Origin of the sequence: Paraburkholderia sp. J67, from assembly GCF_905220265.1 — a bacterium.
Lineage (GTDB): Bacteria > Pseudomonadota > Gammaproteobacteria > Burkholderiales > Burkholderiaceae > Paraburkholderia.
In genome coordinates, this window is sequence record NZ_CAJMZK010000039.1 from 24,025 (window position 1) to 38,992 (window position 14,968).

12 protein-coding genes are annotated in these 14,968 nt (G+C 65.6%); 8 read left to right on the forward strand and 4 right to left on the reverse strand.

Annotated features, from left to right (window positions below):
• The first annotated feature begins 409 nt into the window (after window positions 1-409).
• The 7 genes from U5782_RS38010 (at window position 410) to U5782_RS38040 (ending at window position 5,138) form a co-directional block, all read left to right on the forward strand.
• On the forward strand, window positions 410-1,768 hold the full coding sequence (locus U5782_RS38010) for an EAL and HDOD domain-containing protein (protein WP_322049005.1): 1,359 nt from the start codon (window positions 410-412) through the stop codon (window positions 1,766-1,768).
• Window positions 1,769-1,943: 175 nt separating this feature from the next.
• Window positions 1,944-2,507, forward strand: coding sequence for a peroxiredoxin (locus tag U5782_RS38015; RefSeq protein ID WP_322049006.1), 564 nt, complete (start codon window positions 1,944-1,946; stop codon window positions 2,505-2,507).
• A 176-nt stretch (window positions 2,508-2,683) separates the two neighbouring features.
• Window positions 2,684-3,151 carry a hypothetical protein gene (locus U5782_RS38020; RefSeq protein WP_322049007.1) on the forward strand — a complete coding sequence of 156 codons (468 nt, stop codon included), beginning with the start codon at window positions 2,684-2,686 and terminating at the stop codon, window positions 3,149-3,151.
• Between the two features lie 63 nt (window positions 3,152-3,214).
• Window positions 3,215-3,754, forward strand: coding sequence for a hypothetical protein (locus U5782_RS38025; RefSeq protein WP_322049008.1), 540 nt, complete (start codon window positions 3,215-3,217; stop codon window positions 3,752-3,754).
• A 44-nt stretch (window positions 3,755-3,798) separates the two neighbouring features.
• On the forward strand, window positions 3,799-4,050 hold the full coding sequence (locus U5782_RS38030; RefSeq protein ID WP_322049009.1) for a hypothetical protein: 252 nt from the start codon (window positions 3,799-3,801) through the stop codon (window positions 4,048-4,050).
• 99 nt (window positions 4,051-4,149) lie between these two features.
• Complete coding sequence (locus U5782_RS38035) at window positions 4,150-4,629, forward strand: helix-turn-helix domain-containing protein (RefSeq protein ID WP_322049010.1); 480 nt, start codon at window positions 4,150-4,152, stop codon at window positions 4,627-4,629.
• Window positions 4,626-5,138 (forward strand): nucleotidyl transferase AbiEii/AbiGii toxin family protein, encoded by a 513-nt coding sequence (locus tag U5782_RS38040; protein ID WP_322049011.1) that lies wholly within the window; start codon window positions 4,626-4,628, stop codon window positions 5,136-5,138. Before U5782_RS38035 ends, U5782_RS38040 begins: the two co-directional genes overlap by 4 nt.
• A 188-nt stretch (window positions 5,139-5,326) precedes the next feature.
• On the opposite strand, the gene U5782_RS38045 is transcribed toward U5782_RS38040, so the two are convergent.
• Complete coding sequence (locus U5782_RS38045) at window positions 5,327-5,950, reverse strand: LysE family translocator (RefSeq protein WP_322049012.1); 624 nt, start codon at window positions 5,948-5,950, stop codon at window positions 5,327-5,329.
• Between the two features lie 152 nt (window positions 5,951-6,102).
• On the opposite strand from U5782_RS38045, the gene U5782_RS38050 reads away from it, so the two are divergent.
• Window positions 6,103-6,555 carry an Lrp/AsnC family transcriptional regulator gene (locus tag U5782_RS38050; RefSeq protein ID WP_322049013.1) on the forward strand — a complete coding sequence of 151 codons (453 nt, stop codon included), beginning with the start codon at window positions 6,103-6,105 and terminating at the stop codon, window positions 6,553-6,555.
• Window positions 6,556-6,619: 64 nt separating this feature from the next.
• Here U5782_RS38050 and U5782_RS38055 read toward each other — a convergent pair whose 3' ends face one another.
• The 3 genes from U5782_RS38055 to U5782_RS38065 are packed head-to-tail and all read right to left on the reverse strand — an operon-like array spanning window position 6,620 to window position 14,485.
• Window positions 6,620-9,934: an efflux RND transporter permease subunit gene (locus tag U5782_RS38055; protein ID WP_322049014.1), complete on the reverse strand. Its 3,315-nt coding sequence runs from the start codon at window positions 9,932-9,934 to the stop codon at window positions 6,620-6,622.
• 4 nt (window positions 9,935-9,938) lie between these two features.
• Window positions 9,939-13,091: an MdtB/MuxB family multidrug efflux RND transporter permease subunit gene (locus U5782_RS38060; protein WP_322049015.1), complete on the reverse strand. Its 3,153-nt coding sequence runs from the start codon at window positions 13,089-13,091 to the stop codon at window positions 9,939-9,941.
• A gap of 5 nt (window positions 13,092-13,096) precedes the next feature.
• The gene (locus tag U5782_RS38065; RefSeq protein WP_322049016.1) at window positions 13,097-14,485 is read right to left on the reverse strand and encodes an MdtA/MuxA family multidrug efflux RND transporter periplasmic adaptor subunit; all 1,389 of its coding nucleotides are present in this window, start codon (window positions 14,483-14,485) and stop codon (window positions 13,097-13,099) included.
• Window positions 14,486-14,968: the final 483 nt, after the last annotated feature.

Below are 14,968 nucleotides of genomic sequence, written 5' to 3' on the forward strand. Positions count from 1 at the left end.
GCTTGCAGCCCCGTCTCGCGCGTCGGCTTGGGCAGCGGGCGGATCGGCCACCGGCATGACGCGCCCCATCAGACCGTGATATCGACCTGGGGCGCGAAATCTTTAGTGGCTGTGTAGAAAAAACGACCGGATGCGCATCTCTGCACCGACGGCGATGCCAGCGCGCCCAGATTCGGTTAAAGTGGCGCCGGTCGGACGTCCCCGGCGATGCAGGATGCATGTGAAGCGCCCCACGCGTAAGACTTTGCGTTAGCCTTATGAGAACCGGGGTGCCAGGCCGGCCATTTTTTGTTACGCCAGTTTTTGACCGGTTATTGTCCGATCAGGTGCGCGGGACCGGATCCCAACAAGGGGATTCGCGCGAACCGGGTCCAATCCGTCCGAATTTATCCGCCCGAGTTTTTTCGCCATGTCCGATTCATCGTCAGCGTCCGCTCGACCGGAGCATCCGGCCGAGCCAGGCGATAGCGGCCCCGGCGCTCAGCAGTCTGACCTGCACGCGCAGTCCGCCCAGCACGCCAGTGCGCAGCCGTTCGTCTATCTGGGCCGTCAGCCGATCCTCGACCGCAACGGCGCGCTCAGCGCCTATGAGCTGCTGTTTCGTGGCGGCCCCCAGAATCGCGCCGATGTCTTCGACGACGCGCTCGCGACCGCCCAGGTGATGGCGCGCACGATTGGCCAGCTCGGCGTGCCGGCCGTGCTCGGCCGTCATCACGGCTACGTCAACATGAGCCGCGAGCTGCTGTTCGACGACATCGTGCATCTGTTGCCGCCCGACCGCTTCGTGCTCGAAGTGCTGGAACACGTGGGCTTCGACACGGCCGTGCTCGAACGTCTCGCGCAGTTGCGCCGCGCCGGCTACCGCATTGCTTTCGACGACGTAAGCGCGCTGACCGACGGCCTGCGCCGCGCGCTGCCCTATGCGGACATCGTCAAGGTCGATCTGATGCAGACCGAGCGCGCGGCGCTGCCCGCGCTCGCGGCCGCCATCGCCGCCGAGGGCAAGACGCTCATCGCCGAAAAAGTCGAGACCCGCGAGGACTTCGAATACACGCGCGATCTGGGCTTCGACCTGTTCCAGGGTTACTTCTTCGCGCGCCCGCAAGTGCTGCGCGCGCCCCGCATGCGCGCCTCGCGCCTTGCGCTCGTGCGCCTGCTCGCGCTGGTGGCGGGCGACGTCGGCATCGCCGAACTCGAGAACGAGTTGCGCAGCCATCCGGGCGTGATCGTGCAGTTGCTGCGGCTCGTCAATTCGAGCGCCTATGCGCCGGGGCGGCCGATCGCCTCGCTGCGCGAAGCCGTGCTGGCGGCCGGCACGCGCCAGATCGCGCGCTGGGCGCAACTACTGCTCTATGCAAGCGGACGCGATCTGCCGTGGGGCTCCGACCCGCTCGTGCAACTGGCGGGCACGCGTTCGCATTTCATGGAACTGGCCGCACGCAGCCTGGCGCCTAACGATGCCGACTTCTCCGATGCCGCCTTCATGACCGGCATCTTTTCGCTCGTGCACGTGCTGGTGGGTTCGACGCCGGCCGATACCCTGGAGCGCCTCGGACTCTCGACCGAGATCAGCGAAGCCGTGGACGGCCAGCGCGGCGAACTGGGCATGTTGCTGCGCGTGGCCGAAGCGGCGGAGCGCGGCGACGATCAGCTTGCGCAGGCGCTGGTGGCGGGCGCGGGCGGGCGCTTCGCGGCGCTCACGCCACCGCTGCTGGGCGAGCTCAATCTGTGGGCGAGCGCGTGGTTCTCCGCTTACGCGGATGGCTGAAAGAGGCGCGTAAGGCGTGCGTCGGCAGGGTGGGCTGCGCGGTTGCGGCGGTGTAACCCGGCCGCGCGCCACGCACTGCGCACGCATGCCGAGTGTGGTCCAATAGGGGCGCTCGCCTGGGTCGACCGGGCGGCGCCCCCGTTCAAGGACCCACGGACCCACCAGGACATTCGACATGAAACCGAGGTATTTCGCGGCCGCCGCCGCCGCGCTCGTGTGCGCTGGACTTTCGCTGTTCACGCTGAGCGCGCAAGCCACGCTCAAGCCGGGCGACCCGGCACCCGACTTCACGACCGAAGCGTCGCTGGGCGGCAAGACCTACACCTATTCGCTGGCTTCCGAGCTGAAGAAGGGCCCGGTGGTGGTGTACTTCTATCCGGCCGCCTTCACGAAGGGCTGCACGATCGAGGCGCACGAATTTGCCGAGGCCGTGGACGAATACAAAAAGTATGGCGCCACCGTGATTGGCGTCTCGCACGACAACATCGACACGCTGACGAAGTTCTCGGTGAGCGAGTGCCGCAGCAAGTTCCCGGTGGCCGCCGACGAGGACTCGAAGATCATCAAGGCCTATGACGCGTCGATGCCGCTGCATGCGTCGATGGCCAATCGCGTCTCGTATGTGATCGCGCCGGACGGCAAGGTCATCTACGAATACACGAGCCTCTCGCCCGACCAGCACGTCGAAAACACGCTGCGCGCCGTGAAGGAATGGTCGGCCCAGCATCCGCAGCAGTAAGCCGGCAGGCAATCGGCGCGTTCCTGATTCCGTCACGGCCTTGCGATGAGACAAGTTCTTGCCGCCGGGCCGCGGCTGCGCTTGCGGCGCGCTGCTATCGTGCAGCTTTCCCGTTTTGGCTCTCCTTTGTCTTGCGCGCGCGAGCGCGTCCGGGCGTTCGCAGCGCCTGTTTTCGTATGCCCATATTCGTCCTGCTTTTCGCATTCGCCGCGCTGATTTATGGCGCGGTGTGGTCGTATCACGCCATCGCGGCGCACTTTGGCACGGGCGTCGCAATTGGCGCGGCAGTGGTGGCGGCGGCGCTCGTCATCGCTCTGATCGCCCGCTGGCTGCAACGCCGTCGCGACATCGCGCCGAACCTGCACGGCGAAGGCAACTGGACGCATCGCGTCGCGGGCGCATGGGGCGAAGCCCGGCTCGCGGCCGGCAAGCGCCTGTGCGAACTCACGCAAGGCGCACAGCATGGCGCCTATATCTTCGCGGATCTGCAAGGCGCGCAGCCCGCGCGCGACGCCAATGGCTGGCACGTCGAACTGCGCGTAAGCGACGCCGCGAAGCCGCTCTGGCAATTGCCGATGCCGAGCGAGCGCGAGGCGAAGCGCTGGGCGCGCATCTTTACGCTCGCGATCGCGCAAAAGCTTTAAGTGACCGCGCGCTATCCGTTTGATTTCACGCTTGATTTTTTACCGTTCGTGCATAAATTGCCCATGTTCCGCACCTGTTGCCTTGGCCTCGCCCTCGCGGCGAGCGCGATGCTCTTCACCGCCTGCGACCAGCAGAAAGTCGCCGACGCCGTCAACGCCGTGAAGCCGGATTCGATGGCGTTCGGGGGCCTGAAGATCGGCGTATCGACGGTCGAAGACGTGCGCCGCCAGGCGGGCAAGCCCGAGATCGTCTGGCAGAACGACGACGGCACCGAACGGCTCGAATACCCGCGCGGGCCGAACGGCCTGAACACGTGGATGCTCGACTTCGACGCCGACGGCAAGCTCGTCGCGATGACCCAGGCACTGACGGCGCAGAATATCGCCCAGGTGGTGCCCGGCATGGCGCAGGACGATGTGCGCCGCCTGCTCGGCAAGCCGGCGGAGGTCGCGAAGTACGCGCTCAGCCACGAGGAAGTGTGGAGCTGGCATTGGGCCGAAGGCGGCGTGACCGGCGATGGCATGTTCAATGCGCATTTCTCGCCGGAGGGGCTGGTGGTGCGCACCTCGCGCTCGGATGCGCCGGGGCACGGTTCGCATTGACGCCCGGCAGCGTGCGCGGGTGATGTGTGCAGGAGGGTTGAAAGATGAAGCGTCTGGCGTTGCTATGGAAGATCGTAAAGGGCGATGCGCGCGTGTTGTGGTTCGCGCTGCGCCAGCCCGGGCGGCCGGTGTGGCTGCTCCCGGCGACGGTGCTGCTGGCGCTCTACGCGCTGGACCCGTTCAATATCGCGCTGCCGGTGGCGGGGGTGATCGACGACGGGATCATCGTGCCGCTCGTGCTGCATCTGCTGGTGCGGTGCCTGCCGCTGGAAATGCGGCAGGCGGGGCGGATCTGAGGCCTTTTGCCGTTGAAATGGCCGGGCGTCCAACCCACTTGATGTAAAGTATACTTTACATCGTCGGGTCGCCTCGCATGGCGGCCCCGGGAGACCGTCATGCAACTCTACGAGATTGGTCAGGCCGTCGCGCAGCGGCGCGCGCAGCTCGATCTCACACAGGCCCAACTGGCGAAACTCGCCGGCTTGTCGCGTCTGACTATCAATCAGCTCGAATCCGGCAAGCTCAAGGATCTGGGCGTCAACAAGCTGATTCCGCTGCTAGGCGTGCTCGGGCTCGAACTCGCTGCGGCGGCGCGGCCACCGCAGCGTGGGCTCTACAAGGCGGCAGTGAGCGCGAACGTGAGCTACGAGGGACATCTCACCGAACGCCGCCTGGCGACGGCGCTTGCGTCCGGTCATATTCCCGAGGGCTGTGAATCGCAGATTTCGACGATGCTGGATGAGGTGCCCGTGCCGGTCGTCGTCAAGGCCGTCGAGGAGGTCGCGCATAGCTCCGGTACGCCGGCCCGTGTGATCTGGAAGCACCTCGCGGCGTGGTCGAAGACGCTTCATCTTTATCGGGGCGTCTGGATATGAGCGGGCCTGCTGCGCTACCCGATGGGCCGTGGCAACCGCTCTTTCGGGAGGCGCTGCGGCTTATCGACGAGATCAGGACGCATGGCACGGCGAACCCGTTCTGGACGTTTGGCGGCGGCACGGTGTTGATGTTGCGATACGGCCATCGCATGAGTCGGGATATCGACATCTTTGTGCCGAACCCGCAGTACCTTGGCTACGTCAATCCGCGTATCAACGACACGGCTGCGCAAATCACCGAGGATTACGAGGAACACGCGCAGTTCGTGAAACTGATCCTGCCGGAAGGGGAGATCGACTTCGTGGTGTCGCAGAATTTGACGGCGCCCGGCTTCGATGAGTGGACCTTAATGGGCGAGACGGTCAAGGTCGAGACAGCGGCGGAGATCGTGGCCAAGAAGATGTGGCATCGCGGCGATCGTCCGGCGGCGCGCGATCTTTTCGATCTGAGCCTCGTTATCGAGCGGGAACCGGATAGCCTCATGACGGCAGGCAGATTTCTCGTGTGACATCGCGAGACGTTTCTGCGCCTGCTGGTCGAACACCGACCTTTTCTCGCCGCACGATTCGACGATATTCGCACGCTGGATTACGCGCCGTCGTTCGAATACTGCACGCGACTGGCGACTGACTTTTTGCAGTCGATCCCCGAGCCCGTCGAAACGCCTGGCACACCACGCTCGACGCGCTAGCGCACTCAACCGTGCCGCGTAAGCGCAAAAACCTGCTCGGCAAACAGCAGCAGCGCCACCACGATCATCGCTGCGCCGGACAACTGGCTCACGATACGCGCCGCCTTGGGCCGTGTGCCCAGCACGGCCTTCGAGCCGAAGCCCACGACCGAATACACCGACGCGCAATTGAGCATGTGCAAGCCGCCGAGCACCACGATCTGCGTGGCCACCGACCAGCCCGCGCCGGGCCGCGTGAACTGCGGCAGAAGCGCGACGAAAAGCAGGATCGCCTTGGGGTTGAGTCCGCTGATCGCAAAGCCGCGCAGCGCCCAGCCTTGCTTGCTGGTTTGCGCCTGACCGTCATCGGCCGAGAGTTGCGTCGACGGCCGCATGACCGTCTTCACGCCCAGCCAGAGCAGATACGCGCCGCCCACCACGGTCAGCACCGACAGCACGGCCGGCACACTCGTCACCAGGGTGCCGACGCCCGCCGCGACCACCAGCGTGATCGCCAGGTAACCGAGCAGCATCCCGCCCACCGCCGGCGCGACCACGCGGCCGCGCAGCCCCGCCGAAATCGCGTAGGCCCAGTCCGCTCCCGGGACCATGACGAGAGAGAACGAGACGATCCAGAACGCGGTCAACATACTTGCTTGCACAGCGGTACTTCCCTTGATGGCCGATGACGTGGGCATCGATATGAGCCCATTCGCCAAGGTCGCAAATGTTAGGGTTTCCCCGCAAGGAAGTGCTCCCTATTTCTTGTCAGCCGATACCGTTTGGCGCTAGTATTTCGCGTATGGATGCCATTGACCGCAAGATTCTTGCTGAGATTCAGCAGGATGGACGACTTTCGATCACCGAACTGAGCGAGCGAGTGGGCTTGAGCCTGTCGCCGTGCCAGCGGCGCCTGCGTGCGCTCGAAAGCACGCAGGTCATCAGCGGCTATCGGGCGACGATCGAGCCGTCGGCGGTCGGACTGAATTTTTCCGCGATCGTCTTTGCGACGCTGCGCGAAGGCAGTAGCGAGAACGTGCAGGATTTCGAGGACGCGCTGATCGACATTCCCGAGATCACGCGTGCCGAGCGCCTCTTTGGCGAACCCGATTACATGCTGCACGTCGTCACGCGCGATCTGAAGGCGTTCCAGACGCTCTATGACCGGCGCCTGCTGCCGTTGCCGTCGGTGTTGAGGTTGACGTCGACGCTCGTGATGAAGAGCATCTTCCAGGACCGGCCGCTGCCGCTCTGAGCACAAGAAAAAGCGGCTGAAGCTTGCGCTCCAGCCGCTCAGGCTTGTCTACCGCATCAAGCGCTCACTCCAGCGCCCGAGGTGGCGGTGCGATCTTGCCGCGCTTCTGATCCCACCACACGCGCAAGCGATCCATATACAGATACACCACCGGGGTCGTATAGAGCGTGAGCATCTGGCTCACGATCAGCCCGCCGACGATCGAGATGCCGAGCGGCGCGCGCAGTTCGGCCCCTTCGCCGCGTCCGAACGCGAGCGGCAGGGCGCCCAGCAGCGCCGCGCAGGTCGTCATCATGATCGGCCGGAAGCGCAGCAGACACGCCTGATAGATCGCGTCGCGCGAACTCAGGCCCTGGCGCGACGCCTCGATCGCGAAGTCCACCATCATGATCGCGTTCTTCTTCACGATGCCGATCAGCAGGATCACGCCGATCAACGCGATGATGCTGAACTCGGTCTTGAAGAGCAGCAGCGCGAGCAGCGCGCCCACGCCCGCCGACGGCAGCGTCGAGAGAATCGTGAGCGGATGGATGTAGCTCTCGTACAGAATCCCCAGCACGATATAGACGGCCAGCAGCGCCGCGAGAATCAGGATCGGCTGGTTGTCGAGCGACTGCTGGAAGGCCTGCGCCGTGCCCTGGAAACTGCCGTGGATGGTCTGCGGCATGCCGATCTCGGCCATCGTGTCGTAGATGGCCTGGGTCGCGTCCGAGAGCGACTTGCCCGGCGGCAGGTTGAACGAGATCGTCGAGGCCACGAACTGGCTCTGGTGGTTCACCGAGAGCGGCGTCGTGCCCGGGCCGAACGAGGCGATGGCCGAGAGCGGCACCATCGTTTCCTTCGAGGTGGACACGGCCGCGCCCGAGGACGCGCTCGACTTGCCGCTCGCCGCGAGCGAGTTGGTCGCGAGGTTGCGCGCGGAGTCGGCGGCGATGGACGCGGCACTGGTTGAGGTGGTGCCGCTCGTGCCGCCGCTCGACGCACTCGATGTCGTGGTCGTGGGACCGCTGACCGTGCCCGCCGTCGCGTTGGTGCTTTGCGCGCCGCTTGCCGTGCCGCCCGAGGTGCTGACCCAGATCTGGTTGAGCATCTCCGGGCTCTGCCAGTACTGCGGCGCGACTTCCATCACGACGTGGTACTGGTTGAGCGGGTTGTAGATGGTCGAGACCTGGCGCTGACCGAACGCGTCGTAGAGCGTGTTGTCGATCTGCGAGGGCGTGATGTTCAGGCGCGCCGCGCTCTGGCGGTCGATCGTCACCATCGATTCCAGCCCGCCTTGCTGCTGGTCCGAGTTCACATCGGCGAGCTCGGGACGCGCCTGTAGCGCTTCGGTGAGCTTGGGCCCCCACTTGTAGAGGTCGGTGGTGTTGTCGGCGAGCAGGGTGAACTGGTACTGCGCGTTCGACTGCCGGCCGCCCACGCGGATGTCCTGCACGGACTGCAGGAAGGTGCGCGCGCCCGCCACGTTCGAGAGCGGCCCGCGCAGTTGCGCGATGACTTCGTCGGCGGAAATCTTGCGCTCGCTCTTGGGCTTGAGCGAGACGAACATGAAGCCCGCGTTGGTCGCGCGTCCGCCCGTGAAGCCCGCCACCGAATCCACGGCCGGGTTCGCCTGAACGATGCGCTGCATCTCGGCGAACTTGACCTTCATCGCCTGGAACGAGGTGGACTGGTCGGCCTGAATGCCGCCTACCAGACGCCCCGTGTCCTGCTGCGGGAAGAAGCCCTTGGGCACGATCACGTAGAGCACGACGTTCAGGCCGATGGTCGCGAGCAGGACGACCAGGATCAGCCGCGGATGCGCGAGCGCCCAGCCGAGCGTGCGCTCATAGCCGTTCTGCATGCGCATGAAGCCGCGTTCGAGCCATTGGGCGAAACGGCCTTCTTCCTTCTTCTCGTGCGCCTCTTCGAGCAGGCGCGAGCACATCATCGGCGTGAGCGTGAGCGAGACGGCCAGCGACACCGCAATGGCGAGCGACAGCGTGAGCGCGAACTCGCGGAACAGCCGCCCGACGATGCCGCCCATCAGCAGGATCGGCAGGAACACGGCCACCAGCGACACGGAAATCGACAGCACCGTGAAGCCCACTTCGCGCGCGCCGAGCAGCGCGGCCTGCATGCGCGACTTGCCGCTTTCGATGTGCCGCGAGATGTTCTCCAGCACCACGATGGCGTCGTCGACCACGAAGCCGGTCGCGATGGTGAGCGCCATCAGCGAGAGGTTGTCGAGCGAGAAGCCCATCAGGTACATCGCCGCGAAGGTGCCGATGATCGAGATCGGCACGGCGACGCTCGGGATCAGCGTCGCGCGCCAGTTGCGCAGGAACAGGAACACCACCATCACGACGAGCGCGACGGCGATGATGAGCGTGTGCTCGGTGTCCTTGAGCGAGGCGCGGATGGTGACCGAGCGGTCGGAGGTGGGGATCACTTCCACGCTGGCCGGCAGCGACGCCTTCAGTTGCGGCAGCATCGCGATCACGCGGTCCACGGTCTCGATGATGTTCGCGCCGGGTTGGCGGTAGAGGATCACGAGCACCGAATGCTTGCCGTTGGTCAGACCCAGATTGCGCAGGTCCTCCACCGAATCGACCACTTCGCTCACGTCCGAGAGCTTCACGCCCGCGTTGTTGCGATAGGCGATCACGAGGTCCTTGTACTGGCTCGCCTTGCTCGCCTGGTCGTTCGTATAGAGCTGGAAGCGCTGCGGGCCGAACTCGATGTCGCCCTTCGGGCTGTTGGCGTTTGCCGACGCCAGCGCCGCGCGCACGTCCTCAAGACCAATGCCGTAGTGGAAGAGGGCATGCGGCTCCAGCTCCACGCGCACGGCGGGGTTGGCCGAACCGTTCACGTCGACTTCGCCGATGCCGTCCACCTGGGAGAGCGACTGCTGCAGCACGGTCGCCGCCGAGTCGTAAAGCTGGCCTGGCGTGAGCGTGGGCGAGGTGAGCGCGAGGATCAGGATCGGCGCGTCGGCGGGGTTGACCTTGTGGTAGGTCGGGTTCGAGCGCAGGCTCGCGGGCAGGTCGGCGCGCGCGGCGTTGATGGCGGCCTGCACGTCGCGCGCGGCGCCGTCGATGTCGCGATTCAGGCCGAATTGCAGCGTGATGCGCGTGCTGCCCACCGAGCTTTGCGAAGTCATCTCCGTGACGTCGGCGATCGAGCCCAGATGGCGCTCCAGCGGGCTCGCCACGCTGGTCGCCACGGTTTCGGGACTGGCGCCGGGCAGCGTCGCCTGCACCGAGATGGTCGGGAAGTCGACCTGCGGCAGCGGCGCCACCGGCAGCTTCGTGAAGGCGAAGAGGCCGGCGAGCGCGATGCCGAGCGCGAGCAGCGTGGTCGCGACGGGGCGCGAAATGAACGGGCGCGAGAGATTCATCGCGTCAGTGCTCCGCGCCGGACGAGGGTGTCGGCGATGACGGCGGCGTGGGCGGCGGCGTGGGATGCGAGCCACCGCCGAAGCGCTTGCGCATACGTGCCGCGAGCGAATCGAAGGCGAGATAGATCACCGGCGTCGTGAACAGCGTGAGCGCCTGCGAAACGATCAGACCGCCCGCAATCGCGATACCGAGCGGGCGGCGCAACTCCGAACCCGCACCCGTGCCGAGCATCAGCGGCAGCGCACCGAGCAGCGCCGCCATCGTCGTCATCATGATCGGGCGGAAACGCAAGAGACACGCCTGATAGATCGCTTCGCGCGGCGGCTTGCCCTCGTTGCGTTCGGCGTCGAGCGCGAAGTCGATCATCATGATCGCGTTCTTCTTGACGATACCGATCAGCAGCACGATGCCGATGATGCCGATGATGTCGAGATCGTGCCCAGTCATGATCAGCGCAAGCAGCGCGCCGATGCCAGCGGACGGCAGCGTCGAGAGAATCGTGATCGGATGCACGAAGCTCTCGTACAGCACGCCGAGCACGATATACATCGTCACGATGGCCGCGAGGATCAGGAACAGCTCGTTGGAGAGCGATGCCTGGAACGCGAGCGCCGCGCCCTGGAAGCGCGTCTGGAACGAACCCGGCAGCCCGACGTCCTGCTCGGCCTGCTGGATCGCCTTGACCGCCGCGCCGAGCGACGCGCCGGGCGCGAGGTTGAACGAGACCGTCGTGGCCGGGAACTGCGAAAGGTGCGAGACCAGCAACGCAGCGGGCCGCTCGTGGAACCTGGCGATGGCCGACAGCGGCACCTGACCCGTCGTCGAGGTCGAGGAGGGCAGGTAGATCGAGTTCAGCGAGTCGGTGTAGTGCTGCATCACCGGATCGGCTTCAAGGATCACGCGGTACTGGTTCGACTGCGTGAAGATCGTCGAGATGATGCGCTGGCCGTAAGCGTCGTAGAGCGCGTTGTCGACGGTCGCGGGCGTGATGCCGTAACGCGCCGCGCTCGCACGGTCGATCTCGATGAACACCGACGAGCCTTGATCCTGCAGATCGGTCGCCACATCGGCGAGTTCGGGCACTTGCTGCAGGCGCTGCACGAGCTTGGGCACCCAGGTCGTGAAGTCCTGGATGTTGGGCGTCGTGAGCATGAACTGATACTGCGTCGGGCTCACTGTCGAGTCGATCGTCAGATCCTGCACCGGCTGCATGTAGAGCGTGGCGCCCGGCACGTGCGCAACCGACTGCTGGAGGTCGCGGATGATCTCGCTCGCCGTTTCGCTGCGGTCGTCGCGCGGCTTCAGGTTGATCAGCATGCGCCCGCTGTTGAGCGTGATGTTCGAGCCGTCCACGCCGATGAACGAGGTCAGGCTTTCGACGTTGTCGTTCTTGAGGATCTCGTTGGCGAGCGTTTGCTGGCGCTCGGCCATCGACGCGTACGACACCGATTGCGGCGCCTGCGTGATCGCCTGGATCACGCCGGTATCCTGCACGGGGAAGAAGCCCTTGGGCACCGCCACGTAGAGGAAGCCCGTGAGCACCAGCGTGATCGCGAACACCAGCAGCGTGAGACGCTGGCGCGCGAGCACCCAATCGAGCGCGACGCCGTAGCGGCCGATGATGTAGTCGAAGAACGCATGCACGCGCGTCTCGAAGCGGTGGCTTTCGGTGGGCGGCGTGTGGCGCAGCATCTTCGCGCACAGCATCGGCACGAGCGTGAGCGAGACCACGGCCGAAATCACGATGGTCACGGCAAGCGTGATCGCGAATTCGTGGAACAGACGGCCGACTACGTCGCCCATGAAGAGCAGCGGAATCAGCACGGCGATCAGCGAAACCGTCAGCGAGATGATGGTGAAGCCGATCTGTTTCGAGCCCTTGAGCGCGGCTTCGAGCGGCGAGTCGCCGTCCTCCACGTAGCGCGCGATGTTCTCGATCATGACGATGGCGTCGTCCACCACGAAGCCGGTCGCGATGGTGAGCGCCATCAGCGAGAGGTTGTCGAGCGAGAAGCCGCACAGATACATCACGGCCAGCGTGCCGATCAGCGAGAGCGGCACCGAAAGACTCGGGATGATGGTCGCGTAGATGTTGGCGAGGAACAGGTACATCACCAGCACGACCAGCACGACCGACATCAGCAGTTCGAACTGCACGTCGCGCACGGAGGCGCGGATCGTGGTGGTGCGGTCGGTGACGATCTGCACGTCGAGCGACTGCGGCAGCGATTCCTGCAACTGCGGCAGGAGCGCCTTGATGCTGTCCACCACCGCGATCACGTTCGCACCGGGCTGGCGCTGCACGTTCACGATGATCGCGGGCGTGTCGTTCACCCACGCGCCGAGCTTGGTGTTCTCCGCGCCCTGGACGATGTTGGCGACGTCGGTGAGCATCACCGGGCGGCCGTTGCGGTAGGCGATCACCGCGTCCTTGTAGGCGTCGGCGTCGGTGAGCTGGTCGTTCGCGTTGATCGTATAGGCGCGCGTCGGGCCGTCGAAGTTGCCCTTCGGCGTGTTGACGTTGAGGTTCGAGATGCTGGTGCGCAGGTCGTCGAGATTCAGGCCATAGGCCGCGAGCGCGCGCGGGTTCGCCTGGATGCGCACGGCCGGACGCTGGCCGCCTGAGAGGCTGACAAGACCCACGCCCGCCACCTGCGAGATCTTCTGCGCGAGACGCGTATCGGCGAGATCCTGGATCTGCGTGAGCGGCAACGTCTTCGAGGTGATCGCGAGCGTGAGGATCGGCGCGTCGGCCGGATTGACCTTGGCGTAGATCGGCGGCGCGGGCAGGTCCGACGGCAGCAGGTTGCCGGCCGCGTTGATGGCGGCCTGCACTTCCTGTTCGGCGACGTCGAGCGGCAGGTCGAGGCTGAACTGCAGCGTGATGACCGAGGCGCCCGCCGAACTTTGCGAGGACATCTGGTTGAGCGACGGCATCTGCCCGAACTGACGCTCGAGCGGCGCGGTCACGGACGAGGTCATCACGTCCGGGCTTGCGCCCGGGTAGAAGGTCTGCACCTGGATGGTCGGGTAATCGACTTCAGGCAGTGCGGACAGCGGCAAAAAGCGCAGCGCGACGAGGCCGACCAGCATGATCGCCGCCATGAGCAGCGCCGTGCCGACCGGGCGCAGGATAAAAGCGCGGGACGGATTCATGCGGCTTATTGGCCCGAAGTCTCAGAGGCGTGGCGACGATGGCGGTGGGTGCCTGCTGCCCCCGACGCGCCCGATGCCGCGTCGGCCCACGAAGCCCCAGACGCGCCTGACGCTCCCTTGGCGCCCGAAGCGTGCTTCGGATGCGCGGCGGGAATCGTGATCTTCGCGCCTTCGCGCAGGCGATCCGAACCGTCGATCACGACGCGCTCGCCCACGGCGAGACCCGAGGCGATGCTGGTGCGCTCGGCGTCGATCGGGCCGACCTTCACGACGCGCACCGTCACGGTGTTGTCGGGTTTCACCACATACACGTACTGACCTTGCGAGCCGTTGAGCACGGCAGACGTGGGCACGATCACCGCGTCGTGGATCGTATCGACGAGCAGGCGCGCGTTGACGAACTGATTCGGGAACAGCATCTCGTCCTTGTTGGCGAAGCTCGCGCGCAGCTTGACGGTGCCGGTGGTGGTGTCGATCTGGTTGTCGAGGGTCTGCACGAAGCCGTTTTCGAGCAGCGTGGTGTTGCTGCGGTCGTAGGCGGCCACGGACATCTTCGTGCCCGCGTGCATCTGTTTCATGATCGCCGGCAGATTGTCTTCCGAGGTCGTGAAGATCACGCTGATCGGCTGCAACTGCGTGAGCACGACGAGACCATTGGTGTCGCCGGACGTGACGTAGTTGCCCGGATCGACCTGGCGCAGGCCGACACGGCCCGACACCGGCGCCGTCACGCGCGCGTAGGTGAGGTCGAGCTTGTAGGTGTCGATGTTGGCCTGATCGGATTTGACCGTGCCTTCGTACTGCTTGACGAGCGAGGCTTGCGTGTCGACCTGCTGGCTCGCGATCGAGTCCTGCGCAAGCAGTGTCTGATAGCGCTTGAGGTCGAGGCGGGCGGTGGCGAGCAGCGCCTGGTCGCGCGCAAGCTGGCCCTCGGCGTTGGCGAGCGAGATCTGATAGGGGCGCGGGTCGATCTGGGCGAGCACGTCGCCCTTGTTCACCATCTGGCCTTCCTGGAAGTTGACGCTTTGCAGCGTGCCCGATAGTTGCGTGCGCACCGTGACGTCGGCGAGCGGCGTGACCGTGCCGAGCGCCGTGATGACGATAGGCATGTCGCCCGACTTCGCCGTGGCGACGCTCACCGGCTGCGGCATGTTGGCGAAGGCGCCGGGACCGCCGCGTCCCATATGACGGCCGCCGCCGCTGGCGGCGTTGGGCGCGCCCGTCGCGCCGTTCGGGCTGCGGTTCCACGGCTGCCAGCGCAGCAGCGCGATGGCCGCGACGATCAGCACGACACCGATGGCAATCAGCTTGCCGCGGCGCTTGCGCGGCGCCGCAGCGGGTGAGGACGGCGTATCTCGACGAGGGGAATCCGGGCGCTTTTCTTGTTGATCCATCGGTCAGGTCGGTTGCGAGTAACGGTGACGTGCGTAGAGACAGGCTTGTCGGTTGGGCGGACTGGCGCGTGCGAGCGCGCGAGCATGGGCGAAGGGTCGGCGGCCGCGCTCACGGTTGCCGATGCTACGCGAGCTGCGCGCAAGCTTGATGTCAGGTGCCGGCTGGCGGGCCGCATGCGACTGGCTGGCTGGCGGTGGGCGAGGGGCGCGCGCACGGCTCGACGCCGCGCCGCTGTGAGGCAAGGAGGACAAGGCGACACCAGCGATGCGCCGAGCAAGCGCGCGTTGGTGTTTGCGCTTGCAACGGCGTACTAATGACTGACCGACACCTTACCGGTAGCTCACACCACCAAAAAGCATGATGCTACGTTGCGCCCTTTGTTACCGTCCAGTGCCGTTTCTTTCGAGGCGTTACGGAGGTTACAGGTCGTATCAGCGTCGTGTAAGGATTTCGGTCGTCGAATGTCGGTGATGGCAGTGGGC